This is a genomic window from Pseudomonas viridiflava (assembly GCF_900602065.1).
Taxonomy (GTDB): Bacteria; Pseudomonadota; Gammaproteobacteria; order Pseudomonadales; family Pseudomonadaceae; genus Aquipseudomonas.
In genome coordinates, this window is record NZ_UWFN01000095.1 from 357091 (window position 1) to 380908 (window position 23818).

Sequence of the window (23818 nt, forward strand, 5' to 3'; positions counted from 1 at the left end):
CGCGAGACAGCGCGGGGCCATGGACACCGGGGTGCGAAGGTAACGCTTACTTCAGCGTCACAGTGCCTTTCATCATGCTGATGTGGCCAGGGAACGAGCAGAAGAAACCGTACTTCTCGGCCGGATCCAGCTTCGACACATCAAACGTCACCGAATCCTTCTCACCGGCACCAATGATTTTGGTGTGGGCGATGATGCGTGCGTCGCCCTCCTTCAGGTAATCCTTGTCGATACCAGCGCCCAAGCCATCAGTGGCGATAGGCTGCATGTCCGACTCTTTGCTCAGCACCCAGTTATGGCCCATGACATTCTTTGGCAGGCTACCGGAGTGGGTCAGGTTTACCGTGAACGTCTTGCAGCTTTTATCGATTTCAACGGCCTTGGTGTTGAAGGACATCTGATCGGTGGAGTCGACAGTCGTACTGCACTCTGCCGCCAGCAACTGCCCGCTGGCCAATGTCAGCAGGGATACAGCAACAAGCTTGCGAATCATGGGGAATCTCCAAGGCTGGGTATTTTGTTTATTCCGGCAAAGACTGCCTGATATAACGCCAGGTTCCAATGACCTGCGTCAACAAGGCTCAGTGGCAGTTAGCTATCGAGGCCATCGAGACAATCAACGGGCCGTCTGTCATCCAACCGCGCAAGATGCCTCATCGCCATATTTCAGGAAGACCATCATGCAGCTCAACAGCTTTTTCCGTAGCTTGCTCGCGGCTTATGCCTGTGGTGCCACCGGCAGCAGCGCTGAAGAATCAAACCAGGTTTAGTGACGATTTAAATGATGAAAAGCGGGGCTCGAGAATTAGGGCTTTGGACCGGAGGACATACAACGCCGTGTGCCCGACGCCGTTCTCAGGCAGAATGGCGCCATTAACCGCCTAAACAGAGGATCGCCCATGGCTAAACCTAACTATTCCTTCGCGAAGCGTCAGCGAGATCTGGCTAAAGAGCAGAAGAAAGAGGAAAAGCTTCAGCGCAAAAATGCTGCCCTGGCCGAAACCACAGCCGAAGGCGATGCCGAGACAACTGAAGCTACCGATGAAGCTGCGTCCGTAGAGCAAACGACTACTGACGACAAGCCAGCTAGCTGAAGCAACACAGCGCGTCCGTTGGTCATCCGACGGACCGTAAGCGTTGCGAACGCTTTATCCCTGACAACCCGATATTTTCCTGTGGGAGCGAATTCATTCGCGAAGGGCGTCGACCAGAAACATATCAATGCCTGAAACACCGCTTTCGCGAATGAATTCGCTCCCACAGGTGTGGATGTTCTTCACCCCTCAACCGGCATCACCGTCACCCGCACTTCCGGGTCGTGATTACCACCGCCCAGAATCACCCCGCGCAATGGCGAAACGTCTGAAAAATCCCGCCCCCAGGCCAGGCTGATGTGCTCCAGCGCAGGCTGCACATTGTTGGTGGGGTCAAAATCTACCCAGCCCAGCACCGGACAAAACACCGAAACCCAGGCATGGGAAGCATCTGCTCCAATCAGCCGCGGCTGCCCCGGTGGTGGCTGGGTCAGTAAATAACCACTGATATAGCGCGCCGACAAGCCACGCGAACGCAAACACGCGAGCATCAGGTGAGCAAAGTCCTGGCAGACACCACGTCGGGATTCCAGCACTTCCACCAGTGGCGTCGCCACTTGCGTCGCTTCACCATCGAAAGTGAATTCAGTGAAGATTTTTTCCATCAGCGCCTGCACGCACAGCATCAGCGGCTGGCTTGGCGCAAAACAATCCGCCGAAAACTCGATGAACGACTGTTTCAAGTGCACATAAGGCGACTCGAAACGATAGCGACAAGCTTCGAGGATATCCGCAGACATCGGCCTGGCGTTGTACGTCATGATGCTGCGAGTCATCTCCCACGCGGGCGAATGATTGAAGTTAAGCGGTGCACGCTCCAGAACCTCAACCCGCAGGCGAGCATTTACCTGGAGCTCATCATGAGGCCGCTCGAACGCCAGTCGCGTCAGCGGGTTGCCAAACACATCGAACTCATCACGGCGAATAGTCGGAATCGGGCTGACCAGTAACTGCTGCTCGGAACAGCGCTGCCACGGATTAGCCCTTGGCCACAGGTGCGCCAACTGCTGCGCCAGAGAAACCGGGCTGTCGTATTTGTAATGTGTGTCATGAAAAATCTGGTAATGGGCACTCATCAGACGGACACCGTACGCTGGCTGATATCGTCGACATGGGCAAAGTGACGCAAGGCCAGCCGGTCAGAGATTTGCCCGGCGGCATCACCAATGCTTTGTAGCATGTCCGCAAGCCCCTCCAGCACTGCCTGAATGCTGCTGTCACCAAACAACGGATTCTCCAGACAACCCAGGTCGAAACTCGACAGTCGTCGAACCAGCGTGCCGAGGCTCGCATCTCGCGGCGCACAAAACTCTTCGTTCAAACGATTCAGAGACTTGGATACCAGTTTGAGCTGGAACAGCACCGCGTGAGGGTTCTGATCATCGAGCAGTAACAGGTCAAGCACCGGAATCAGTTGCGGCACCGCCAGGTAACGCGAGCGATAGGTGATGCTGCTGTTGCCCAACTCCAGCAGCCACTCCAGTCCCTCTTGGTCTGTTACCGCCGCACTGCGCAGGAAAGCCGCCAGGCTGTTGCTGAGAAACTTCAGACGCTCGATACGCCTACCTATCATCAGAAAGCGCCAGCCTTCGTCGCGGGTCATGTCGTCCAACGCGAACCCGGACAATGCTGCAAGGGACATGACCAGTCGATTGAGGAAATCCAGCAGTTGGCCGAAATCCGGATCCTTGCTCTCCAGGCTGATGGCTTCACGCTGCAATTCAACCAGTGCCTGCCAGTTCTCACGGGAAAGTTTGCCGCGCACCTGAGACGCAGCCCATTGCAAGCGTTGCAGGTTGGCGCGCAGGCTGAACGGCCAGTCTTCGCCGAGAAGCCCCGCCAGAAGTCGATCAGGCAACGAACCGCCTTCTTCTTCATCAGGCAGCAGGTTCAGACGCTCGCCCAGCGCCACGGCAGCCTCAAGAGCCACAGGATCATCGCCGTCCACATACCGCGCAAGCATGATGCGCAGCAAGCGCGCACTGTTATCACAGCGTTCGCAGTAGCGACCGAACCAGAACAGGTTCTCCACCACACGCGACGGCAAGTAAGGGTCGCGGCGGATCAGATCATGCACACCCAGAGTGCGCTGACTTTTCCAGGGCTCGCCGGCTTGCGAAAGCTCGCCCAGTACCCAGGTATCCTTGCTGGCACCACCGCGCTGCATCGATACCACCTCGGCATCCGCTTCAGCGGCGACCCGGGTCAAGCCTCCCGGCAGAACGCGATAGCCCTCGGAACTGGCCACGGCGTATACACGCATGCCAATCGCGCGTGGCTGCAGTTGCTCGCCATCGGCCTGCCAGACAGGCGCATGGGACAACTGTGCCAGCTCCTGAGCCACGTAAGCGTAAGGTCTGGCCTGCATGCGCAGCGCAAGGGCTTCACGCTGGGCCTTGTTCAAGTCCCGGCCAAATACCGGTGCGAAACTCTGGGATGGAAACGCCGGTTTGATCAACAACTCTGGCAGCTTCTCCAGCGCTTGAGCGAGAACAGGCGGCTCGCCACACCACCAGGTCGCCACTGAAGGCAAGATCAGGTCTTCGCCGAACAGGTGCTGGGATATTTTCGGCAAAAAGCCCAGCAGGCCCGGCGATTCGAGAACGCCGCTGCCCAACGCATTTGCGACCAGCACCTTGCCCTGACGCACAGCCTCCAGCAAACCCGGTACCCCGAGCGCCGAATCAGTACGCAGCTCCAGAGGATCGCAGAAATCATCATCCAGGCGACGCATGATCGCGTGTACCCGGCGCAGGCCACTGAGGGTTTTCAGATACACCGTTGCGTCGCGCACGGTGAGGTCGCCGCCTTCGACCAGCGGATAACCCAACTGGCGCGCCAGATACAGATGTTCGAAGTAACTTTCGTTGAAACGTCCCGGCGTCAGCAAAACAATCAGCGGTGTTTCATTGCTGGCGGGTGCTTGGCGGGCAAGGGTTTCCTGCAAGGCGCGGAAAAAACCGGACAGGTGCTGAACCTGCAGATCACGGTAGGTTTCGGGGAATGCACGGGACACAATCTGGCGGTTTTCCAACGCATAGCCAGCGCCCGATGGCGCCTGGGTACGATCGGCTGTCACCCACCAGCGCCCATCGGGCGTGCGCGCAAGATCGACCGCGTACATATGCAGAAATGCATCTTCCGGAGGCGCAATGCCCTGGCACGGCCACAGAAAATTGTTGTGACCGAACACCAGCTCAGCGGGCAATAGCCCTTTGGAGATCAGGGTCTGCGGTCCATACAGGTCTGCCAGCACGGCATTGAGCAACTTCGCCCGCTGCGCGATGCCCGCAGCCACTTGTTGCCATTCTTCGGCGGGAATCAGGTGCGGCAGCAGATCCAGCTCCCACGGCCGGTCAGCCCCCTTGGGGTCGGCGTAGACATTGTACGTCACGCCATTTTCCTGAATCTGCCTGGCCAGCAGGGCCTGACGCTGGATCAGTTGTGCGGGGGTACTGCGCTGCAATTGCTCATACATGCGCTGCCAATGGGGGCGAACGGCACCATCGGCATCAAGCATTTCATGATAAGTACCCGCAAACACAGGGTAATGGTCAAGCAAGTCGTGCATGGAAGGCTCGGCAGAGACTAAAAATTCAGAGTAGCGCAGTCGGATGTCAGCCGTTGGATGGCTGCTCCGGCTGACGGAACCATTTTTATAAAAACGAATGAATCAACGTGCCCGGCAGGAGCGAACGTGTTCGCGAGACGTCATACCTGATACGCAACCTCGCGAACAAGTTCGCTCCTACCAGTCCGAGCCGGCTGTGACTGACGCCCTTTTATTTATGCAAACGCATATCCAGCGTCATCGGCAGTTCATCATTAACGCTAAGCAGTGGCACTTCCAGTTTGCCGGGGGTATGACCAATCCTGAAGAACCGCGCCAGACGACGGCTTTCCGCTTCGTTAGCGTTGACCGGCAGGGTCTCGTAATTGCGGCCGCCAGGATGCGCGACATGATACTCGCAGCCGCCCAGCGAACGCTGCATCCAGGTATCGACAAGGTCGAATACCAGCGGTGCATGCACCGGGATGGTAGGTTGCAGACAGTTGGCAGGTTGCCAGGCGCGATAACGCACACCCGCGACAAACTCACCGACTCGCCCAGTGGGCTGCAACGGTATCGCAATGCCATTACAGGTCAATACATAACGTTTCGGCGGCATGCCGTTAATCTTGACCTGCAGACGTTCAAGGGAAGAATCCACGTAGCGCACCGCGCCACCCGCCGAACCTTCTTCACCCAGCACGTGCCAAGGCTCAAGCGCCTGACGCAATTCCAGCTCGATGCCACTGACCGCGTAATCGCCGACCTTGGGAAAGCGGAATTCCAGGTGCGCCGCAAACCACTCGGCACGCAGCGGGTACCCGGCGTTGTTCAACTCCTCGATAACGTCCGCAAAATCCTGCTCGATGAAGTGCGGCAACATGAACCGGTCATGCAGCTCAGTACCCCAACGAGCCAGCTTGGCCGGCGCATACGGCTCGCGCCAGAAACGCGCCACCAGCGCACGCAGCAGCAGTTGCTGCGCAAGACTCATCCGCGCATGAGGCGGCATTTCGAAGGCGCGCAACTCCAGTAAGCCCAAGCGACCAGTAGCGCCGTCAGGGGAGTACAACTTGTCGATACAGAATTCGGCCCGATGCGTATTGCCGGTGACGTCGATCAGCAAGTTACGCAGCAGCCGGTCAACCACCCACGGAGCAACTTCTTCGCCGGGCGCGGGCATTTGTGCAAAGGCGATTTCCAGCTCATACAACGAGTCGTTACGCGCCTCATCGACCCGTGGTGCCTGGGAAGTCGGACCGATGAACAGCCCGGAAAACAGGTACGACAGCGATGGGTGGTTGTGCCAGTAGCTGAGCAGACTGCGCAGCACGTCGGGACGCCGCAGGAATGGCGAATCACCTGGCGTAGCGCCACCCAGCACAAAGTGGTTGCCGCCACCGGTGCCGGTGTGGCGACCGTCAATCATGAACTTCTCGGTGGTCAGACGCGTCAGCCGCGCCTGCTCGTATAGAAACTCGGTGCGCTCCACCAACTCGTCCCATGATGCGGACGGCTGTACGTTAACTTCAATGACGCCCGGATCAGGCGTGATACGGAAGTTAGCCAGGCGAGGATCGCTTGGCGGCTCATAGCCTTCCAGCAGGATCGGGCAATTGAGCTCTTCGGCACTGGCCTCTATGGCAGCGACCAGTTCCAGGTAATGTTCGAGCTTTTCCAGCGGCGGCATGAACAGGTACAACCGCCCTTCCCGCGCTTCAGCACACAACGCCGTACGGGTAAGCCAATCGGCAGACTCGTCGATTTTCGGCATCCGCTCGGCGTTGGCGTCCGGATGTTCTGTAAGCCCGGTCAGTTGCGCCTGAACCTGTCCGTCGTCTGGCAACTCGGGGAAGTCCTGGTTGAAGTCGGTGGGGTGGATAAAAGGATATTCCGCCGCCTTGACCCAGGGCTGCGATGCTAAGGGCAAACGATAACCGAGCGCCGAATCGCCAGGCACCAGACGGCAGTGGTTGTCGCGCAGATACCAACGGCCGCTCTGCCAGCGATCACCGTCAACGGAGCGAGCCAAAGGCAAAACCTGGCCGATCACCTTGTCCAGCCCCTGAGCAAAAACCTTGCGCAGTCGCGCACGCTCAAGCTCGTCACCCAGCCGCGAATCTTCCGCGCTGACGTTGGCAGGCAGCGCGCCTTCACGCCACAAGTAGTAGAAGTTGTCTTCGTAGGCCGGGAACACAAAGCGCGTCGGCAGCTTCAGCCGTTCGGCCACGCTGGCCAGGAACTTCCCGGCCAGCTCACCGGTTGCACCGTAATTCTCGGTTTCTTCGGCAATCAACGCATTGTTGTGCCAGACCGGTTGCCCGTCTTTACGCCAGAAGCAATTGAGTGACCAGCGCGGCAACTGCTCGCCCGGGTACCATTTGCCCTGACCAAAATGCACGATCCCCAGTGGGGCGTAGTGCTTGCGCATGCGCTGGAACAGTTCAGCCGACAAGGCACGCTTTTTCGGCCCCAGTGCAGCCGTGTTCCACTCCGCGCCATCGCGGTCGTCGATCGAAACAAAGGTCGGCTCGCCGCCCATGGTCAGACGAACATCGTTGTCAGCCAGATCACGGTCTATCTGATGGCCCAGCGTTTGAATATCAGCCCACTGCTGCTCGGTGTAAGGCTTGGTGACGCGAGGTGCCTCCCAGATCCGTTCAACGGACATCTCGTGGCTGAACTCGGTTTCACACGGTTCGACCAGCCCGCTGATCGGTGCCGCCGATGAGGGCTCGGGGCTGCAGGCCAGGGGAATATGCCCTTCGCCTGCGAACAAACCGGAAGTCGCGTCGAGGCCGACCCAGCCTGCGCCGGGTAGATAAACCTCGCACCAGGCGTGCAGATCGGTGAAGTCGACGTCAGTTCCGGAGGGGCCATCAAGGGCTTCAACGTCAGCTTTGAGCTGAATCAGGTAGCCGGACACGAAGCGCGCAGCCATGCCCAGGTGACGTAGCAACTGCACCAGCAACCAGGCCGAGTCACGGCAGGAGCCAGAGGCGTTTTCCAGAGTGAATTCTGGCGTCTGTACACCTGGCTCCATGCGGATCAGGTAATCAATATCCTGACTCAGACGCTGATTGAGCCCGACCAGAAAGTCGATGGCGGGCAACGGCGTACGATCGATGCTGGCCAGATAGGCAGCAAAGCGAGGGGTCAGCGGCAGCTTTTCAAGATACGGCGCCAGTTCGCGCTGTTCTTCGCTGGCATAGAAAAATGGGATTTTCTCGGCGTAAGGTTCGAGGAAGAAGTCGAATGGGTTGAAGACAGCCATTTCGGCGACCAGATCGACTTCAACACGCAACTCATTGGTCTTTTCCGGAAAGACCAGACGCGCCAGATAATTGCCTTGAGGGTCCTGCTGCCAGTTTATGAAGTGATTTTCAGGCAGGACTTTCAGTGAGTACGACAAAACCCGGGTACGGCTATGGGCCGCCGGACGCAGGCGAACAATCTGCGGACCAAGTTCAACCGCTCGTTCGTAGCGGTAGTGCGTAACGTGGTGCAAGGCAATATGAATCGACACGGCGTGCCTCCTGCGAGCCTGGACGGTAATGGAACCGCGCAAGACTTATGCCATCCGGGCAAATACGGCGGTTCCTCGACGGCGAGGCAGAACCAGGCACTATTAAAGCGCCCACCGTGCCCCGCGGTGCAAGCGTTGCACAGAAATAAGGCAGGAGGATGGAAATTTGCGGAGGCAATCTTGTAGAAGCTGTCGACGGCTGCGATAGCGGTGTGTCAGAAACAAACCTTTCGCAACCTTCGGCAGCTCCTACAGAAAAGCAGGTAAGCGGGTTTAGCGCGGGACTACTGGCTTACGCTTGGGCGGCTTGGGGCCTTTACCCTTTGCAGCGTCCATACGCTCTTTGGCAGCCTGCTTGTTACGGGCCATGGCCGCAGCCTTGGCTTCTTCGCGCTTGTCCCATGGCTTGCTGCCGTCACTGCCGCGTGGTGGCAGGCCGGTGTGCTGGGTCTGGATAAGCGTGGTTTTACCTACTTTATGACTGCCAGCAGGCGTCGAGTTTTTACGTCGGGCGCTCTGGTAGCTATCGGTGGCAGGCTGGTGTTGCGGGATCAACTGATCCTTGCCGGAGCCGATCAGGTCGGCTCGGCCCATGCGGATCAGCGCTTCGCGCAGCATTGGCCAGCCTTTCGGATCGTGATAGCGCAAGAATGCCTTGTGCAGACGACGCTGCTCTTCGCTCTTGACGATGGTGACCGCATCACTCTTGTACGTCACTTTGCGCAGCGGGTTCTTGCCGGAGTGATACATAGCAGTCGCCGAAGCCATTGGCGACGGATAGAAAGCCTGTACCTGATCCGCACGGAAACCATTGCCCTTAAGCCACAGCGCCAGATTCATCATGTCTTCATCAGTGGTGCCCGGGTGGGCCGCAATGAAGTAAGGAATCAGGTACTGCTCCTTGCCTGCTTCCTTCGAGTACTTCTCGAACATGCGCTTGAATTTTTCATAGCTGCCAATGCCCGGTTTCATCATCTGGTTGAGCGGACCTTCCTCGGTGTGTTCCGGGGCGATCTTCAGGTAACCACCGACGTGGTGGGTGACCAGCTCTTTGACGTACTCCGGCGACTCGACCGCGAGGTCATAGCGCAAACCGGAAGCAATCAGGATTTTCTTCACACCCGGCAAGGCACGGGCGCTGCGGTACAACTGAATCAACGAAGAGTGATCGGTATTCAGGTTCGGGCAGATGCCCGGGAACACGCAGGACGGCTTGCGGCAGGCGGATTCGATTTCCGGGCTTTTACAGGCGATACGGTACATGTTCGCGGTAGGCCCGCCGAGGTCGGAAATGACGCCGGTGAAACCCGGAACCTTGTCACGGATCTCTTCGATCTCGCGAATGATCGACTCTTCAGAGCGGTTCTGGATGATGCGACCTTCGTGCTCGGTGATCGAGCAGAAGGTGCAGCCACCGAAGCAGCCACGCATGATGTTCACCGAGAAACGGATCATGTCGTAGGCAGGAATTTTTTCCTTACCGTAGGCAGGATGCGGGACACGTGCGTACGGCATGCCGAACACGTAGTCCATTTCTTCAGTGGTCATCGGAATCGGTGGCGGATTGAACCAGACGTCTACTTCGCCATGCTTCTGCACCAATGCGCGAGCGTTGCCGGGATTGGTTTCCAGGTGCAATACGCGGTTGGCGTGAGCATAGAGAACCGCATCGCCACGCACTTTTTCCACGGACGGCAAACGGATAACCGTTTTGTCACGGGTCATGCGCGGGCTGGCAAGAATCTGCACGACTTTGGCTTCGTTCGGATCCTCGACCGGCCCCTTTTCCTGCTCGATAGCGCAGGCCTGGGTGTCTTGGGTATTGACGTACGGGTTGATGATTTTGTCGATCTTGCCCGGACGATCGATACGGGTGGAGTCCACTTCGTACCAGTCTTTAGGCGTGTCACGGCGAATGAACGCGGTGCCGCGCACATCGGTGATGTCTTCGATCTTGTGACCATAGGACAGACGCTGAGCCACTTCGACGATCGCTCGCTCGGCGTTGCCGTACAACAGGATATCGGCGCAGGCGTCGATCAGGATCGAGTTGCGGACTTTGTCCTGCCAATAGTCGTAGTGCGCGATACGACGCAACGATGCTTCGATGCCGCCAAGCACGATGGGCACGTTCTTGTAGGCTTCCTTGCAACGCTGGCTGTAGACGAGGCTGGCGCGGTCAGGGCGCTTGCCTGCCATGCCACCTGGGGTATAGGCGTCGTCGGAGCGGATTTTCTTGTCCGCGGTATAGCGGTTGATCATCGAGTCCATGTTGCCAGCCGCAACACCGAAGAACAGATTCGGCTCGCCGAGCTTCATGAAGTCGTCTTTGGACTGCCAGTTCGGCTGGGCAATGATCCCGACGCGGAAGCCCTGAGACTCCAGCAGCCGGCCAATGATCGCCATACCGAACGACGGGTGATCCACGTAGGCATCACCGGTCACGATAATGATGTCGCAGGAATCCCAGCCAAGCTGATCCATTTCTTCCCGGCTCATTGGCAGGAAAGGCGCTGGCCCAAAACATTCGGCCCAGTACTTCGGATAGTCAAATAACGGCTTGGCTGCTTGCATGTCGGAACCTACGTTTGCACGTTGGAAAAATCGCGGGCGCGGAATATAGCACAAATTTTGATCAAGTCCGACGGTAATGGTCGGATTTGAGTGACGGGTGGCGGGACTGCCCATTACCTGTGGGAGCGGTGCTCCCACATAAACACTCCCAGCACATCAATCGTCGTCGAAGTTGTAACTGCCCGGCGCGAGATTTTCGAAACGGGTGTACTTACCGATAAACGCCAACCGCGTGGTACCGATCGGCCCGTTACGCTGTTTACCGATAATGATTTCAGCGATGCCTTTATGCTCGGTTTCCGGGTGGTATACCTCGTCCCGGTAAACGAACATGATCACGTCAGCATCCTGCTCGATCGCTCCGGATTCCCGCAAGTCGGAGTTGATCGGGCGTTTGTTCGGACGCTGCTCCAGGGAGCGGTTGAGCTGAGACAACGCAACGACCGGGCAGTTGAATTCCTTTGCGAGGGCTTTCAACGAGCGGGAAATCTCGGAAATCTCGTTAGTCCGGTTATCACCGCCAGAGCCGGGGATCTGCATCAACTGCAGGTAGTCGATCATGATCAAGGCAATGTCGCCATGCTCACGCACCAGACGCCGGGTCCGGGCGCGCATCTCCGACGGGCTGATGCCCGCGGTATCGTCAATGAACAGCTTGCGCTCGTTCAGCAGGTTGACCGCCGAAGTCAGGCGCGGCCAATCGTCATCTTCCAGCCGACCGGCACGGACCTTGGTCTGGTCGATACGGCCCAGCGAGGAAAGCATACGCATGATCAGCGATTCACCTGGCATCTCCAACGAGTAAACCAGTACTGCCTTGTCGCTGCGTAACACAGCGTTCTCCACCAGGTTCATGGCGAAGGTGGTTTTACCCATGGACGGACGACCGGCGACGATGATCAAGTCAGCCGGTTGCAGGCCACTGGTTTTTTCATCAAGGTCCGTGTAACCGGTGGACAGGCCAGTAATCGCATTATCAGTGTTGAACAGCGTATCGATACGATCGATGGCCATCGTCAACAGGTCGGTCACGGCAACCGGACCACCCGTTTTAGGGCGCGCTTCAGCGATCTGGAAGATCTGCCGTTCAGCTTCATCCAGAATCTCTTCGGCGTTACGTCCTTCCGGGTTGAACGCGCTGTCGGCAATTTCGGTGCTGATGCTGATCAACTGTCGCAACGTCGCCCGTTCACGGACGATTTGCGCATAGGCCTTGATGTTGGCCACCGACGGAATGTTTTTCGCCAGTTCACTGAGGTAGCCCAGACCGCCAACCTGCGAAGTCTGCCCTTCCTTTTCCAGCTGCTCAGCCAGGGTAACCACGTCGATTGGCTGGTTCTGGTCAGCCAGACGTGCGATTGCACGGAAGATCAAGCGGTGGTCATGTCGATAGAAATCACCGTCCGAGACCTGATCAAGCACACGTTCCCAGGCGTTGTTGTCCAGCATCAGACCGCCGAGCACTGCCTGTTCGGCCTCGATGGAATGCGGCGGCACCTTCAGGGCAGCGGTTTGCAGATCATATTGCTCAGGGGCGGAGATATCGTTCATGTCGACTCGAAATCAGGGATGGTAAAAACCATCGGTACAGAAAGACAAAGGGCACGACCTGTAAACAGGATCGTGCCCGATGTTAATCCTCTGACGAGCAAGTCGCCAGACGATTACGTACTGCTTAAGCAGCCACCACAACAACGCGAACGGTTGCTTCTACGTCGCTGTGCAGGTGCACGGCTACGTCGAATTCGCCAACGTTACGGATGGTGCCGTTCGGCAGACGAACTTCGCTTTTTGCAACTTCAACGCCAGAGGCGGTCAGTGCATCAGCGATGTCGTGGGTGCCGATCGAACCGAACAGCTTGCCTTCGTCACCAGCAGTGGCAGTGATAGTCACTTCCAGCTCAGCCAGTTGGGCAGCGCGAGTTTCGGCAGAAGCTTTTTTGTCTGCAGCCAGTTTTTCCAGCTCGGCACGACGCTCTTCGAACGCAGCAATGTTAGCAGCGGTCGCAGCGGTAGCCTTGCCGTATGGCAGCAGGTAGTTACGACCGTAACCGGCCTTAACATTTACTTTGTCGCCCAGGTTGCCCAGGTTCGCGACTTTTTCCAGAAGGATCAGTTGCATGTGAAAATCCTCTTAACTTTTAACCTTCACCGTTCGCGCTATCGGAGTCTTTCGATCCCAGACGACCGCGAAAATCAATCAGGCTGTCGACAATGGCAATAACCACGAGTAACGGATAGGTCAGCTGCATGAATACCAGCAGCGTTATGTACATCCCCACCAGCCAGAATCTGGCCAGTCGCTTTTCAGCCACCAAACCATGTATCAAGGCCAGCCCGGCGAATACCAGCGGTACGCTGCACAAAGGTGTCAACATGGCCATTTGAGGACCGAAGTTCGGACCTACAAGCATGCACACCAGCAGAAGTAACGCCGGTACCAGCGGGAGTCTCACGGCGCGAAATTCACGCCCGAAACCACCGGGGTTGTACAACAACGCCTGCCAGTAACGCCCCATAATCAGGGTCAATACACTGACTGCCTGCAACAAAGCCGCTATCAGGCCATTCAGGACAGGTGGAATCAGTGCTCCAAGACGCGCTCGCTCTTCTACGGACATTTGCTCGTAGAGGCCAGAGAGCATTGTCGGCAAGAGTTTCTGCAACTCTTGCGACATCGCCTCGATAGGCTCGCGGAAAACCGCACCCAGAACCACTGCATACACCACACCCAACGCTATGCTGACCAGCAGCACGCGGACCCAGGATTCGCTGGCGCGTAAGACCATCGCCAACCCCAGCGACCCTGCCAACACCATAAAGATGCGTGGGTCACCGAAATACCACCAGACCAAAGCCGGTAGCAGAGCCCAGGAAACAATGCCAAAAGCATCATTGAATCCGCGCCGCAGGAGCACAAGGCAACCTGCAGCAGCACTCAACCAGAACAACAGCGGCAATGCTGCACATCCGACCACTACAAGAGTGGCCTGCATACGGCCGCGCATGATGTATTCAGCGATGGCACGCATGCGATCTATCCCTTACTACTTTGTCGACTGCCCGGTCTCAGCGGCCGTGGCTGTCGGTGTAGGCCAGCAGGGCCAGGAAGCGGGCACGCTTGATAGCGGTGGCCAGCTGACGCTGATAACGTGCTTTGGTACCAGTGATACGGCTTGGAACGATTTTGCCGGTCTCGGATACGTATGCTTTCAGAGTGTTGAGATCTTTGTAGTCGATCTCTTTCACGTCTTCAGCGGTGAAGCGGCAGAATTTACGACGACGGAAGAAACGTGCCATGTGATTGGCTCCTTAAAAGGTCCGTGGATTACTCGTCAGCGTTATCGCTGTTGTCGCTGTCATCACCATCAACGCCATCGGCGCTGTCGGAGTGCTCAGGACGGTCGCGACGCTCACGGCGCTCACTGCGGTTTTCTTCAGCCTTGAGCATCTCGGACTGGCCAGTTACGGCTTCGTCACGACGGATGACCAGGTTACGGATCACTGCATCGTTGTAGCGGAAGTTGTCTTCCAGCTCGGCCAGAGCCTTGCCAGTGCACTCAACGTTCAGCATCACGTAGTGAGCCTTGTGAACATTGTTGATTGCGTAAGCCAGTTGACGACGGCCCCAATCTTCCAGACGGTGGATTTTGCCGCCGTCTTCTTCGATCAGCTTGGTGTAACGCTCAACCATGCCGCCGACTTGCTCGCTTTGATCCGGGTGGACCAAAAAGATGATTTCGTAATGACGCATGAATGCTCCTTACGGGTTGTAGCCTGCCGCCAATAAGCGGTCAGACAAGGAGTGAATGACACTGTTAGTCTTGCTCAGGGACAGGCACATGAGCGCCTGCCGTGACAGCAAGGGGCGCAATTGTAGAGAAGGGGATGCAGAGGCGCAAGGTAATTGGTGATTATTTGAGCAATTACCACAAAGCCTCTGTAGGAGCTGCCGAAGGCTGCGAAGGTCCGAAGGACCCTCGTCGCGATTGAAGGCCAATCGCAGCCAGCGGCAGTTCCTACAGGGATATTACTTCTTGGTTCCAGCCGCTTTCACGTTGCGCTGACGCATGGCCTCGAACAGGCAAACACCTGTCGCAACCGATACGTTGAGGCTGCTGACACTGCCAGCCATCGGCAGGCGAACCAGATAATCGCAGTGCTCACGGGTCAGACGACGCATTCCTTTGCCTTCGGCACCCATAATCAGGATGGTCGGGCCGGTCAGGTCCTGCTGATACAACTCCTGCTCAGCTTCGCCTGCCGTACCGACAACCCAAAGACCGCGCTGCTGAAGCTTTTCCAGGGTGCGCGCCAGGTTAGTGACAGCGACCAGAGGAATGACTTCGGCAGCGCCGCAAGCAACTTTACGCACAGCCGGAGTCAGCGTTGCAGACTTGTCTTTCGGGACCACGACCGCCAACGCACCAGCAGCATCTGCCGTACGCAGGCACGCGCCAAGGTTATGCGGGTCAGTTACGCCGTCAAGCACCAGAATCAGCGGCGCACCTTCGGTACGATCCAGCAATTCATCGAGCATCGCCTCGCCCCAGACCTGGCTCGGACTGACTTCAGCGACTACCCCCTGATGAACACCCTCAACCCAGGCGTCCATTTCGCGACGCTCAGCCTGACCGATCGACACACGATTTTCACCGGCCAGCGCAACCAGCACCTGAACGCGAGGATCGTTACGACCCTCGGCCAGCCAGATTTGCTTGACCCGCTTTGGGTGGTGACGCAGCAGCGCTTCTACAGCATGCACGCCGTAGATTTTTTCCAACGAACTCATGACTTGGCCTTAGGCTTGCGCACCCCGCCGCTCTTCGCAGCAGGTGCAGAGCCCGCTTTAGGCGGGCCTTTACGGTGTTTACTGGGCTTGGCAGGTCTGTCCGATGATGGAGCAGAACCAGCCTTACCGGACTTTCCCGACGATGCCTTGCTACCACCCTTCGCTTCAGCCAGCAGAGCCTGTTTCAGTTCGCGGCTTTTACGCACTTCAGCGTTTTTCGCGGCTGCATCGCTAGGCCGGTAGGCCTCTGGCTCGGCGCTGGCCTTGACTTTAGCCTTGGCCGGACGCTTGCTCGGCGCACGCTCCGGAGCAGCGGCTTTTTCAACAGCCTGCGGCTCGGCGCCGCGACGCTTGCGGCCGATCGGTGCGCTAATGGTTTTTTCGGCCATCTCGAAGTCGATCTTGCGCTCATCCAGATCCACGCGCATGACGCGCACTTCAACGGTATCGCCCAAGCGGAAGCTGCGACCGGTGCGCTCGCCCGCCAGGCGGTGATGCAGCGGATCAAAGTGATAGTAGTCACCCGGCAAGGCGGTGACGTGCACCAGACCTTCAACATAGATATCAGTCAGCTCAACGAACAAACCAAAACCGGTGACAGCCGTGATCACACCCGGGAAAGACTCGCCAACGCGGTCTTTCATGAACTCACACTTGAGCCAGTTGACCACGTCACGCGTAGCTTCATCGGCGCGTCGCTCGTTCATCGAACATTGCTCACCCAACTGCTCAAGGATGGCATCGTCGTACGGATAGATACGAGCTTTCGGGATTACGGCAGCACCCGCTCGGCGCACGTGCGGCGTGTCCTGCTTCGAGCGGATCACACTGCGGATTGCGCGGTGGGTCAGCAGGTCCGGATAACGGCGAATCGGCGAGGTAAAGTGGGTATACGCCTCGTAATTCAGACCGAAGTGGCCATTGTTATCGGAGCTGTAGACTGCCTGACTCAGAGAGCGAAGCATCACCGTCTGGATCAGGTGATAGTCCGGACGATCCCGAACAGTCTCAAGCAGTGCCTGATAATCCTTAGGAGTCGGACCGTCCTTGCCTTTGTGCAGAGACAGACCCAACTCACCGAGGAACGCGCGGAGTTTTTCCAGACGCTCGGGTGGCGGACCATCGTGCACGCGGTACAACGCAGGAATCTCGTGCTTCTTGAGGAACTCGGCAGTGGCTACGTTCGCAGCCAGCATGCACTCCTCGATCAGCTTGTGAGCGTCGTTACGAGTGGTCGGGCGGATTTCAGCGATCTTGCGCTCGGTACCGAAAATAATCCGGGTTTCCTGCGTTTCAAAATCAATCGCGCCGCGCGTATGACGAGCACCCAGCAACACCTTGTACAGCGCATAAAGCTGCTTCAGGTGCGGCAGCACGTCCGGATATTCGCCACGCAACTGGCGAGCGTCGCTGCTTTTCGGCTGCTCCAGCATGGTGCTGACTTTGTTGTAAGTCAGGCGGGCATGGGAGTGGATGACAGCTTCATAGAACACGTAATCAGTCATCTCGCCGGTTTTGGAGATGGTCATCTCACAAACCATGGCCAGGCGATCAACGTGCGGATTCAGCGAGCACAAGCCATTGGAAAGCTGCTCAGGCAGCATCGGCACAACCCGCTCGGGGAAGTATACCGAGGTGCCACGCACCTGCGATTCAGCATCCAGAGCAGAGCCGATCTTCACGTAGCTCGACACATCAGCGATGGCGACGTACAGCTTCCAGCCACCCGAGAAGAGACGCAGCTTGCCCGGTTTGGCTTCGCAATAAACCGCATCATCGAAATCGCGAGCGTCTTCACCGTCAATAGTGACGAACGGCAGATGACGCAGGTCGACGCGATTCTCTTTGTCTTTTTCTTCAACTTCCGGCTTCAGCTTGGCGGCTTCTTTGAGCACGGCCTCTGGCCAGACGTGAGGAATATCGTAGGTGCGCAGCGCGACATCGATTTCCATGCCAGGCGCCATGTAGTTGCCCACGACTTCGACGATATCGCCCTGAGGCTGGAAGCGCGGTGTTGGCCAGTGGGTGATTTTCACCTCGACGAACTGACCGATCTTCGCGTTGTTGTTGCGACCCGGTGTGACCAGCACTTCCTGCTGAATTTTTGGATTGTCAGGAATGACAAAACCAATGCCGGCCTCTTCGAAGTATCGGCCGACCACGGTTTCATGGGCGCGGGAAATCACTTCGACGATCACACCTTCGCGGCGACCACGACGGTCCAGGCCGGAAACGCGCGCCAGAGCACGGTCGCCGTCGAACACCAGACGCATCTGGGCCGGACTCATGAACAGGTCGTCACTGCCGTCATCGGGTACCAGGAAGCCGAAACCATCACGATGCCCGGAGATACGCCCCAGGATCAGATCCAGCTTGTCCACCGGGGCATAGGTGCCACGACGGGTGTAGATCAACTGAGCGTCGCGCTCCATGGCTCGCAAACGGCGGCGCAGGGCTTCGAACTGATCTTCAGTTGTCAGGCCAAATTCTTCCACCAACTGCTCACGACTCGCAGGCGAACCGCGATCGGAGAGGTGAGCCAGAATCAGTTCACGGCTGGGGATAGGGTTTTCGTATTTTTCCGCTTCACGAGCGGCCTCGGGATCGAGGGACTGCCAATCGGCCATTAGATAGTTTTCACCTTGTCTATATGGGGGCTAGTTTGGCATACACCTATTGAAACGGGAAATTTCACACTCGAACAGCAGCTGAAAAACCAGTGACGGGATGCAAAAAAGCCTTTGAATACACCGCCTGCGAATTTTTTCAAATATTTTAACCACTGGGGGTTTACAGTGCAAAACGCGCTCCGTATAGTGCGCGCCATCGACAGGTAGACGCTTGTCGATATTGCCCAGATGGTGAAATTGGTAGACACGCCAGCTTCAGGTGCTGGTGACCGCAAGGTCGTGGAAGTTCGAGTCTTCTTCTGGGCACCAATTCAGAGCATCAGATTTCAAAATCTGGTGGCTCACCAAAAACCCGCGAAAGCGGGTTTTTGCATTTCAGGGTTTTAGTTCGTTTAGGTTTTATGCTTTTTTGTTTTCAGAAGCAGAAAAGCATTTATTAAAACCAAAACAGGGGTTTACAGATCAAAACCTGCTCCGTATAGTGCGCTCCATCAACGGCGTGCAACGCTGCTGATGCTGCCCAGATGGTGAAATTGGTAGACACGCCAGCTTCAGGTGCTGGTGACCGCAAGGTCGTGGAAGTTCGAGTCTTCTTCTGGGCACCAATTCAAACAAAACCGAGCCATGTGCTCGGTTTTGTGCTTTCTGGGGTTTGGAAAATGATACCGGATTGACGCAAAACCTGTGGGAGCGGTGCTTGCCCGCGATAAGGGCGACGCGATCTCAAGTGAATCGCATCCAGCCTTATCGCGGGCAAGCACCGCTCCCACAAAAGCCCATCATAGCCGCCCCACTCGCTACGCCCGGAACTGCCCCAGACTCGCCTTCAACTGCGCTGCCAGGCCATCGAGCACCTTGCCGCTCGCCGTAGTCTCTTCAACGACCTGCGCCGCACGCTGAGCCTGGGCGTGAATCACCTCGACACGCCCTCTCACCGCGTGAGCACCTTCGGCCTGATGCACTGCCGCCTTGGTTGCCAAACCAATTGCCGCGTGCACCTGCTCCACAGACTCTTGAACCGTCTGTTGCAATCTGGCGCTGTTGCGCAGCACGGTCAGCCCCTCGTTAGCCTGCCGCCCGGCCAGACCAATGGCGGCCACCGCTTCTTTCGCGCCTGACTGCAAAGCACCGATATGCGCCTGAATATCGCCAGTGGAGCTTTGCGTCTTGCTCGCCAGCGCACGGACCTCGTCCGCCACCACAGCAAAGCCTCGGCCTGTCTCCCCTGCCCGCGCAGCCTCAATAGCTGCGTTTAACGCCAGCAAATTGGTCTGTTCGGCAATGCCATGAATCACTTCCAGCACCACTTCGATCTGCTCGCTTTGCTGAGCCAGCCGCTCAATGACTTTCGAACCGGTTTCAACCTGACCCGCCAGCGCCTCAATCAACCCACCAACCTGATTTGAGGTACGCGTGTTTTCATCGGTTGCCTGACGAATATCCACCACCTGCTGCAAAGCCGCCTGCATTGCGTGACTCTCGGACTGAGCCTCTTCAGCCATATGTTCAAGGGCTTGCAGACTCGCAGCAACTTCATCGCGCTGCAATGCTGCAGCGGCTCCCGCACCGGCGTTACGCTGGCTCATCGCATTGATTTCAACACCCGTGCGCTGCGCCACATCTCCTGCCTCACGGACAATCGGTTGAAGCTTGGCGACAAACCGATTGACCGCGGCGGCCATGTCGCCAATTTCGTCATTGCTGTCGAGCTTGACCCGCTTGGTCAGATCCCCCTCGCCAGCAGCCAGATCATCAAGCGCTGCAATCAACAACAGCAGCTTGTTGACGACTCTACGACCCAGCACCACCGCCAACACCAGCAGCACGCCCAGCCCTACCAGCGCCAGCCCCATGCCGATCCGCCAGCGTAGCGTTTCAGACGCTTCCTTCACCGCTGACGCCGTATTGCTCGCCATTGCCGAAGCCGCCGTCTGAGCTGAATCCAGACGCGCTCGCAGTGCCGTCGAGCTCTCTTTCGAGGCACCACCCAGACTTTCAGAGACCAACTGCCCGCCACTGGTGATAAGCGCTGCAAAACGCTTATCCAGAGCCGCAAGATTTTCTTCGACTGCGGCAGTGGAAACGCCCATGCGCACCTTGCCGATTTCGACCCCGTTCGGGCTTATCGAAGCCTCAACGTAGTAAACCGATGCGTCGTTTTTGGCCGCGTTAAGCACCTTATCCATGGCCCGCTCACCCTCCCCCTTCGCAAGTAACGCCTGGATAAGAGGGTTTTCGCGATTCAGGTAGCGCGTCAGATGCTCTCCTGCCGCATCGTCATAAACCACAAACAACACATTGGGATTGCGCTGCGCGCGACGAGCAAACTCGGAGAGCGTCGGCGTATCGTTGTCCCACATGGCGCGAGGCGCTACTGCAGCGAGAAGCTCCGCCATATCAGTGGCGGACTCTTTCAGGTCTTTTTCAAGAGTGGCACGCAGTTGTCCTTGCTCGCCTTTCAAGCGATCAGCCAGGCCGACACTCAGGCGCTGACTGGTACTGCTCGCGAGACTATCGAGACTGGAGGTGACTTCGCGACTGGCTTGCTCCAGCTCGGTAGACAAGTGTTGCGAATCTACCCCAAGACGACTCGCAAGGTCGGCTTCAAGCGCGGTCACAGTGCTCCGGGTAAGAGCGACAGCAACGAGCACCTGCACCAAAAGAGCGACACCCAAGGCAATAAACACAGGACGCAGCAAGCGGCTGCGCAAAAGAGAAAGGACAGCTGACACGGGGAATCCCTCCACCATCGGCGCCATTAAAATGATGGCACCTTTTCTGACGCTTATTACAGCAATCGCCGTGCCGTTCCGGTGGTCACGGTAAAACAGAAAAAACAAAGGGCCGCATAAGCGACCCTTTGTTTTTATTTCAACGACTTATCAACCAAACGGGTGACGCAACACGATGGTTTCGTTGCGATCAGGACCTGTCGAGATAATGTCGATTGGCGCACCGACCAGCTCTTCCAGACGCTTGATGTAAGCGCGAGCATTGGCTGGCAGCTCTTCAAGCGTCTTGGCGCCCAGCGTCGACTCAGACCAGCCCGGCACTTGCTCGTACACAGGCTTGAGGCCCAGGTAGCTGTCAGCATCGGTAGGCGCTTCGATGACTGCGCCCTGCTCGTTCTCGTAACCCACGCAGATATTGATGGTTTCGAGGCCATCCAGTACGTCGAGCTTGGTCAGGCAGATGCCGGAGATGCTGTTGATTTCGATAGCGCGACGCAGGATCACGGCATCGAACCAGCCGCAACGACGAGCACGGCCCGTAGTTGCACCAAATTCGTGCCCACGCTTGGCCAGGAATGCACCCACGTCATCGAACAGCTCAGTCGGGAATGGACCCGAGCCTACGCGAGTGGTGTAAGCCTTGGTGATACCCAGGATGTAATCCAGGTACATCGGACCAAAACCCGAACCGGTGGCGATGCCGCCAGCGGTGGTGTTGGAACTGGTGACGTACGGATAGGTGCCGTGGTCGATGTCCAGCAGCGAACCCTGAGCGCCTTCGAACATGATGTCTTTGCCGTCACGACGCATTTCATGCAGCGCGGCAGTAACGTCGAGCATCAGTGGCTTGAGCAGCTCGGCGTATTCCATGCACTCGTCGAGAGTTTTCTGGAAGTCGATGGCAGGTTCTTTGTAGTAATTGACCAGCACAAAGTTGTGATAGTCGAGCAGCTCGCCCAGTTTAGCGGCGAAACGCTCACGGTGGAACAGGTCGCCAATGCGCAGACCGCGACGTGCAACCTTGTCTTCGTAAGCCGGGCCGATGCCACGACCGGTGGTACCGATCTTGAACTCGCCACGTGCTTTCTCACGCGCCTGATCCAGCGCAACGTGATACGACAGGATCAGCGGGCAGGACGGGCTGATGCGCAGACGCTCACGCACCGGGATGCCTTTCTCTTCCAGCTTGATGATTTCGCGCATCAGTGCGTCCGGCGCAACCACTACACCGTTACCGATGAGGCACTGCACGCCTTCACGCAGTACACCGGACGGAATCAGGTGCAATACGGTTTTTTCGCCGTCGATCACCAGAGTGTGGCCCGCGTTGTGGCCACCCTGGTAACGCACTACAGCGGTAGCATGTTCGGTCAGCAGATCAACGATCTTGCCTTTGCCCTCATCACCCCATTGGGTGCCCAGGACTACGACATTCTTACCCATAACACTTGTCCTCATTCACGCAAACTTGGTGTCGGCGGCCGCCGACAGGAAAACTCAAGAAGCCAGCGGCACGACTTGCCAACGCTCGCCATGCTGAATCAATTGCCGATCGCAATCGGCCTCACGCGCTGCGGCCACCAGTTGCCCAGGCAATGCCTGCACAACACGCTGACCTTCACTGCGCAACTGACAAACCTGCTGCCAGAGTGCTGCATCCGTACTGTCCGGCATCCAGATACCGCCGGAAGGCAATTCGATTTCTGCACGCCCCAATGTCACCAGGGTTTTCAGGTCCGTAGAGAAACCGGTGGCCGGGCGAGCCCGACCGAAATCCGCACCGATGTCGTCATAGCGACCGCCCTGAGCAATGGATTGACCCACGCCCGGAACGAACACCGCGAAAACAACCCCCGTGTGATAGTGATAACCGCGCAGTTCACCCAGGTCGAAGTACAACGGTAGCTCAGGGAAGCGGGTTGCAAGACGCTCAGCCACAGTCAGCAGGTCATCAAGCGCTGCCAGCACCGGCGCTGGCGCATTGGCCAGACGATCGCGGGCCGCAGCCAGCACTTCACGGCCGCCGCACAGATCGACCAGCGCACGCAGCATCGAAGCCAGGTCAGCAGGCAGATTGGCAGTCAGCTCGATCACTTCATCGATGGCCTTGCGCTGCAGGGCATCGAACAGCAATTGCTCGACCTCGCCAGACAAGCCAGCGGCGCGTGCCAGTCCACGGTAGATACCCACGTGACCAAGGTCCATGTGCACATCCGGCACATCAGCCAGTTGCAGCATGGCCAGCATCAAGCTGATGACTTCAACGTCGCTGCTTGGGCTCGCATCACCGTACAACTCCGCGCCCAGCTGAATCGGGCTGCGAGAAGAAGACAGGGCACGCGGCTGCGCATGCAGCACGCTACCGGCGTAGCACAGACGGCTCGGGCCTTCACGGCGCAGGGTATGCGCATCGATGCGCGCCACTTGTGGCGTGATGTCGGCACGAAAGCCCATTTGCCGACCGGACTGCGGGTCGATCACTTTGAAGGTACGCAGGTCCAGGTCCGAGCCCGCGCCAGTGAGCAAGGATTCAAGGTATTCGATATGAGGGGTGACTACGAATTCATAGCCCCAGCTCTGGAACAGATCCAACACCTGACGGCGCGCTACTTCAATGCGCGCCGCTTCAGGTGGCAGTACTTCTTCGATGCCATCTGGTAGCAGCCAGCGGTCAACCGTTGCCATTACGCCTTTCCCCTATGATCCGGGCGACCCGCGCCGAGGCGGGCCTTGAGTAAAGCAGAGAGTGGTCAGGTGCTGCGCGCATTCTTGCGGGCACGGCGAGCGCCCGAGAATGGCTCTTTCAGACCACTGTCCTCGAAAATCATGCCACTGCCGTGGCCAATCAATCGTGCAGACGCAAAAAAGCCGGGAATTTCCCGGCTGCCGCATCATACACACGTTTTACCGCATGATCACC

16 protein-coding genes, 2 tRNA genes and 1 pseudogene are annotated in these 23818 nt (G+C 57.6%); 3 read left to right on the forward strand and 16 right to left on the reverse strand.

Translation table 11 applies throughout. The features are described from left to right. Positions 1-46: 46 nt before the first annotated feature. Positions 47-493 (reverse strand): azurin, encoded by a 447-nt coding sequence (gene azu, locus EE949_RS04275; protein ID WP_122663134.1) that lies wholly within the window; start codon positions 491-493, stop codon positions 47-49. A 406-nt stretch (positions 494-899) separates the two neighbouring features. Between azu and EE949_RS04280 the strand changes: the two genes are divergently transcribed. Next, positions 900-1094 (forward strand): hypothetical protein, encoded by a 195-nt coding sequence (locus EE949_RS04280; protein WP_122663135.1) that lies wholly within the window; start codon positions 900-902, stop codon positions 1092-1094. A 182-nt stretch (positions 1095-1276) separates the two neighbouring features. On the opposite strand, the gene EE949_RS04285 is transcribed toward EE949_RS04280, so the two are convergent. From EE949_RS04285 to rnr, 11 genes are all read right to left on the reverse strand, one after another. Continuing rightward, positions 1277-2170, reverse strand: coding sequence for a transglutaminase family protein (locus EE949_RS04285; protein ID WP_122663136.1), 894 nt, complete (start codon positions 2168-2170; stop codon positions 1277-1279). Next, positions 2170-4665 carry a circularly permuted type 2 ATP-grasp protein gene (locus EE949_RS04290; RefSeq protein ID WP_122663137.1) on the reverse strand — a complete coding sequence of 832 codons (2496 nt, stop codon included), beginning with the start codon at positions 4663-4665 and terminating at the stop codon, positions 2170-2172. The genes EE949_RS04285 and EE949_RS04290 overlap by 1 nt, the downstream gene beginning before the upstream one ends. Before the next feature lie 211 nt (positions 4666-4876). Beyond that, positions 4877-8170 carry a DUF2126 domain-containing protein gene (locus tag EE949_RS04295; protein WP_122663138.1) on the reverse strand — a complete coding sequence of 1098 codons (3294 nt, stop codon included), beginning with the start codon at positions 8168-8170 and terminating at the stop codon, positions 4877-4879. A gap of 273 nt (positions 8171-8443) precedes the next feature. After that, positions 8444-10744 carry a YgiQ family radical SAM protein gene (locus tag EE949_RS04300; protein WP_122663139.1) on the reverse strand — a complete coding sequence of 767 codons (2301 nt, stop codon included), beginning with the start codon at positions 10742-10744 and terminating at the stop codon, positions 8444-8446. A 156-nt stretch (positions 10745-10900) separates the two neighbouring features. Beyond that, the gene (dnaB, locus tag EE949_RS04305; protein ID WP_122663140.1) at positions 10901-12295 is read right to left on the reverse strand and encodes a replicative DNA helicase; all 1395 of its coding nucleotides are present in this window, start codon (positions 12293-12295) and stop codon (positions 10901-10903) included. A gap of 124 nt (positions 12296-12419) precedes the next feature. Continuing rightward, positions 12420-12866 carry a 50S ribosomal protein L9 gene (rplI, locus tag EE949_RS04310; RefSeq protein WP_020293665.1) on the reverse strand — a complete coding sequence of 149 codons (447 nt, stop codon included), beginning with the start codon at positions 12864-12866 and terminating at the stop codon, positions 12420-12422. Between the two features lie 19 nt (positions 12867-12885). Then, positions 12886-13776, reverse strand: coding sequence for a hypothetical protein (locus EE949_RS04315; protein ID WP_122663141.1), 891 nt, complete (start codon positions 13774-13776; stop codon positions 12886-12888). Positions 13777-13813: 37 nt separating this feature from the next. Continuing rightward, entirely contained in the window at positions 13814-14044 is a 231-nt protein-coding gene (rpsR, locus tag EE949_RS04320) for a 30S ribosomal protein S18 (RefSeq protein ID WP_002551829.1), read from the reverse strand. A 28-nt stretch (positions 14045-14072) separates the two neighbouring features. Further along, positions 14073-14498, reverse strand: a complete 426-nt coding sequence (rpsF, locus tag EE949_RS04325; RefSeq protein ID WP_027900435.1) for a 30S ribosomal protein S6 — start codon at positions 14496-14498, stop codon at positions 14073-14075. 276 nt (positions 14499-14774) lie between these two features. Next, positions 14775-15536 (reverse strand): 23S rRNA (guanosine(2251)-2'-O)-methyltransferase RlmB, encoded by a 762-nt coding sequence (rlmB, locus tag EE949_RS04330; protein ID WP_122663142.1) that lies wholly within the window; start codon positions 15534-15536, stop codon positions 14775-14777. Beyond that, a complete protein-coding gene (gene rnr / locus EE949_RS04335; RefSeq protein ID WP_122663143.1) occupies positions 15533-18163 on the reverse strand; it encodes a ribonuclease R in 2631 nt (876 codons plus the stop codon). The genes rlmB and rnr overlap by 4 nt, the downstream gene beginning before the upstream one ends. A gap of 225 nt (positions 18164-18388) precedes the next feature. On the opposite strand from rnr, the gene EE949_RS04340 reads away from it, so the two are divergent. Beyond that, positions 18389-18475 (forward strand) — tRNA-Leu (locus tag EE949_RS04340). 209 nt (positions 18476-18684) lie between these two features. Next, positions 18685-18771, forward strand: a tRNA-Leu gene (locus EE949_RS04345). A 192-nt stretch (positions 18772-18963) separates the two neighbouring features. Here the strand turns inward: EE949_RS04345 and EE949_RS30095 are convergent. From EE949_RS30095 to EE949_RS04360, 4 genes and pseudogenes are all read right to left on the reverse strand, one after another. Then, positions 18964-19848 carry a methyl-accepting chemotaxis protein gene (locus tag EE949_RS30095; RefSeq protein ID WP_431194210.1) on the reverse strand — a complete coding sequence of 295 codons (885 nt, stop codon included), beginning with the start codon at positions 19846-19848 and terminating at the stop codon, positions 18964-18966. A 21-nt stretch (positions 19849-19869) separates the two neighbouring features. After that, positions 19870-20925: pseudogene (locus tag EE949_RS30100) on the reverse strand (methyl-accepting chemotaxis protein); the annotation flags it as partial. A 123-nt stretch (positions 20926-21048) separates the two neighbouring features. Beyond that, positions 21049-22341, reverse strand: a complete 1293-nt coding sequence (locus EE949_RS04355; RefSeq protein ID WP_122663144.1) for an adenylosuccinate synthase — start codon at positions 22339-22341, stop codon at positions 21049-21051. A gap of 54 nt (positions 22342-22395) precedes the next feature. After that, positions 22396-23583, reverse strand: a complete 1188-nt coding sequence (locus EE949_RS04360) for an ATP phosphoribosyltransferase regulatory subunit (RefSeq protein ID WP_122663145.1) — start codon at positions 23581-23583, stop codon at positions 22396-22398. Positions 23584-23818 lie beyond the last annotated feature (235 nt).

Coding starts and splice junctions, on each gene's coding strand:
- EE949_RS04360 (WP_122663145.1), bottom strand. CDS start 23,583: ATGGCAACGGTTGACCGCTGGCTGCTACCAGATGGCATCGAAGAAGTA.
- EE949_RS04280 (WP_122663135.1), top strand. CDS start 900: ATGGCTAAACCTAACTATTCCTTCGCGAAGCGTCAGCGAGATCTGGCT.
- EE949_RS04290 (WP_122663137.1), bottom strand. CDS start 4,665: ATGCACGACTTGCTTGACCATTACCCTGTGTTTGCGGGTACTTATCAT.
- rpsR (WP_002551829.1), bottom strand. CDS start 14,044: ATGGCACGTTTCTTCCGTCGTCGTAAATTCTGCCGCTTCACCGCTGAA.
- EE949_RS30095 (WP_431194210.1), bottom strand. CDS start 19,848: ATGGCCGCCGCGGTCAATCGGTTTGTCGCCAAGCTTCAACCGATTGTC.
- dnaB (WP_122663140.1), bottom strand. CDS start 12,295: ATGAACGATATCTCCGCCCCTGAGCAATATGATCTGCAAACCGCTGCC.
- EE949_RS04355 (WP_122663144.1), bottom strand. CDS start 22,341: ATGGGTAAGAATGTCGTAGTCCTGGGCACCCAATGGGGTGATGAGGGC.
- azu (WP_122663134.1), bottom strand. CDS start 493: ATGATTCGCAAGCTTGTTGCTGTATCCCTGCTGACATTGGCCAGCGGG.
- rplI (WP_020293665.1), bottom strand. CDS start 12,866: ATGCAACTGATCCTTCTGGAAAAAGTCGCGAACCTGGGCAACCTGGGC.
- EE949_RS04300 (WP_122663139.1), bottom strand. CDS start 10,744: ATGCAAGCAGCCAAGCCGTTATTTGACTATCCGAAGTACTGGGCCGAA.
- EE949_RS04315 (WP_122663141.1), bottom strand. CDS start 13,776: ATGCGTGCCATCGCTGAATACATCATGCGCGGCCGTATGCAGGCCACT.
- rpsF (WP_027900435.1), bottom strand. CDS start 14,498: ATGCGTCATTACGAAATCATCTTTTTGGTCCACCCGGATCAAAGCGAG.
- rnr (WP_122663143.1), bottom strand. CDS start 18,163: ATGGCCGATTGGCAGTCCCTCGATCCCGAGGCCGCTCGTGAAGCGGAA.
- EE949_RS04285 (WP_122663136.1), bottom strand. CDS start 2,170: ATGAGTGCCCATTACCAGATTTTTCATGACACACATTACAAATACGAC.
- rlmB (WP_122663142.1), bottom strand. CDS start 15,536: ATGAGTTCGTTGGAAAAAATCTACGGCGTGCATGCTGTAGAAGCGCTG.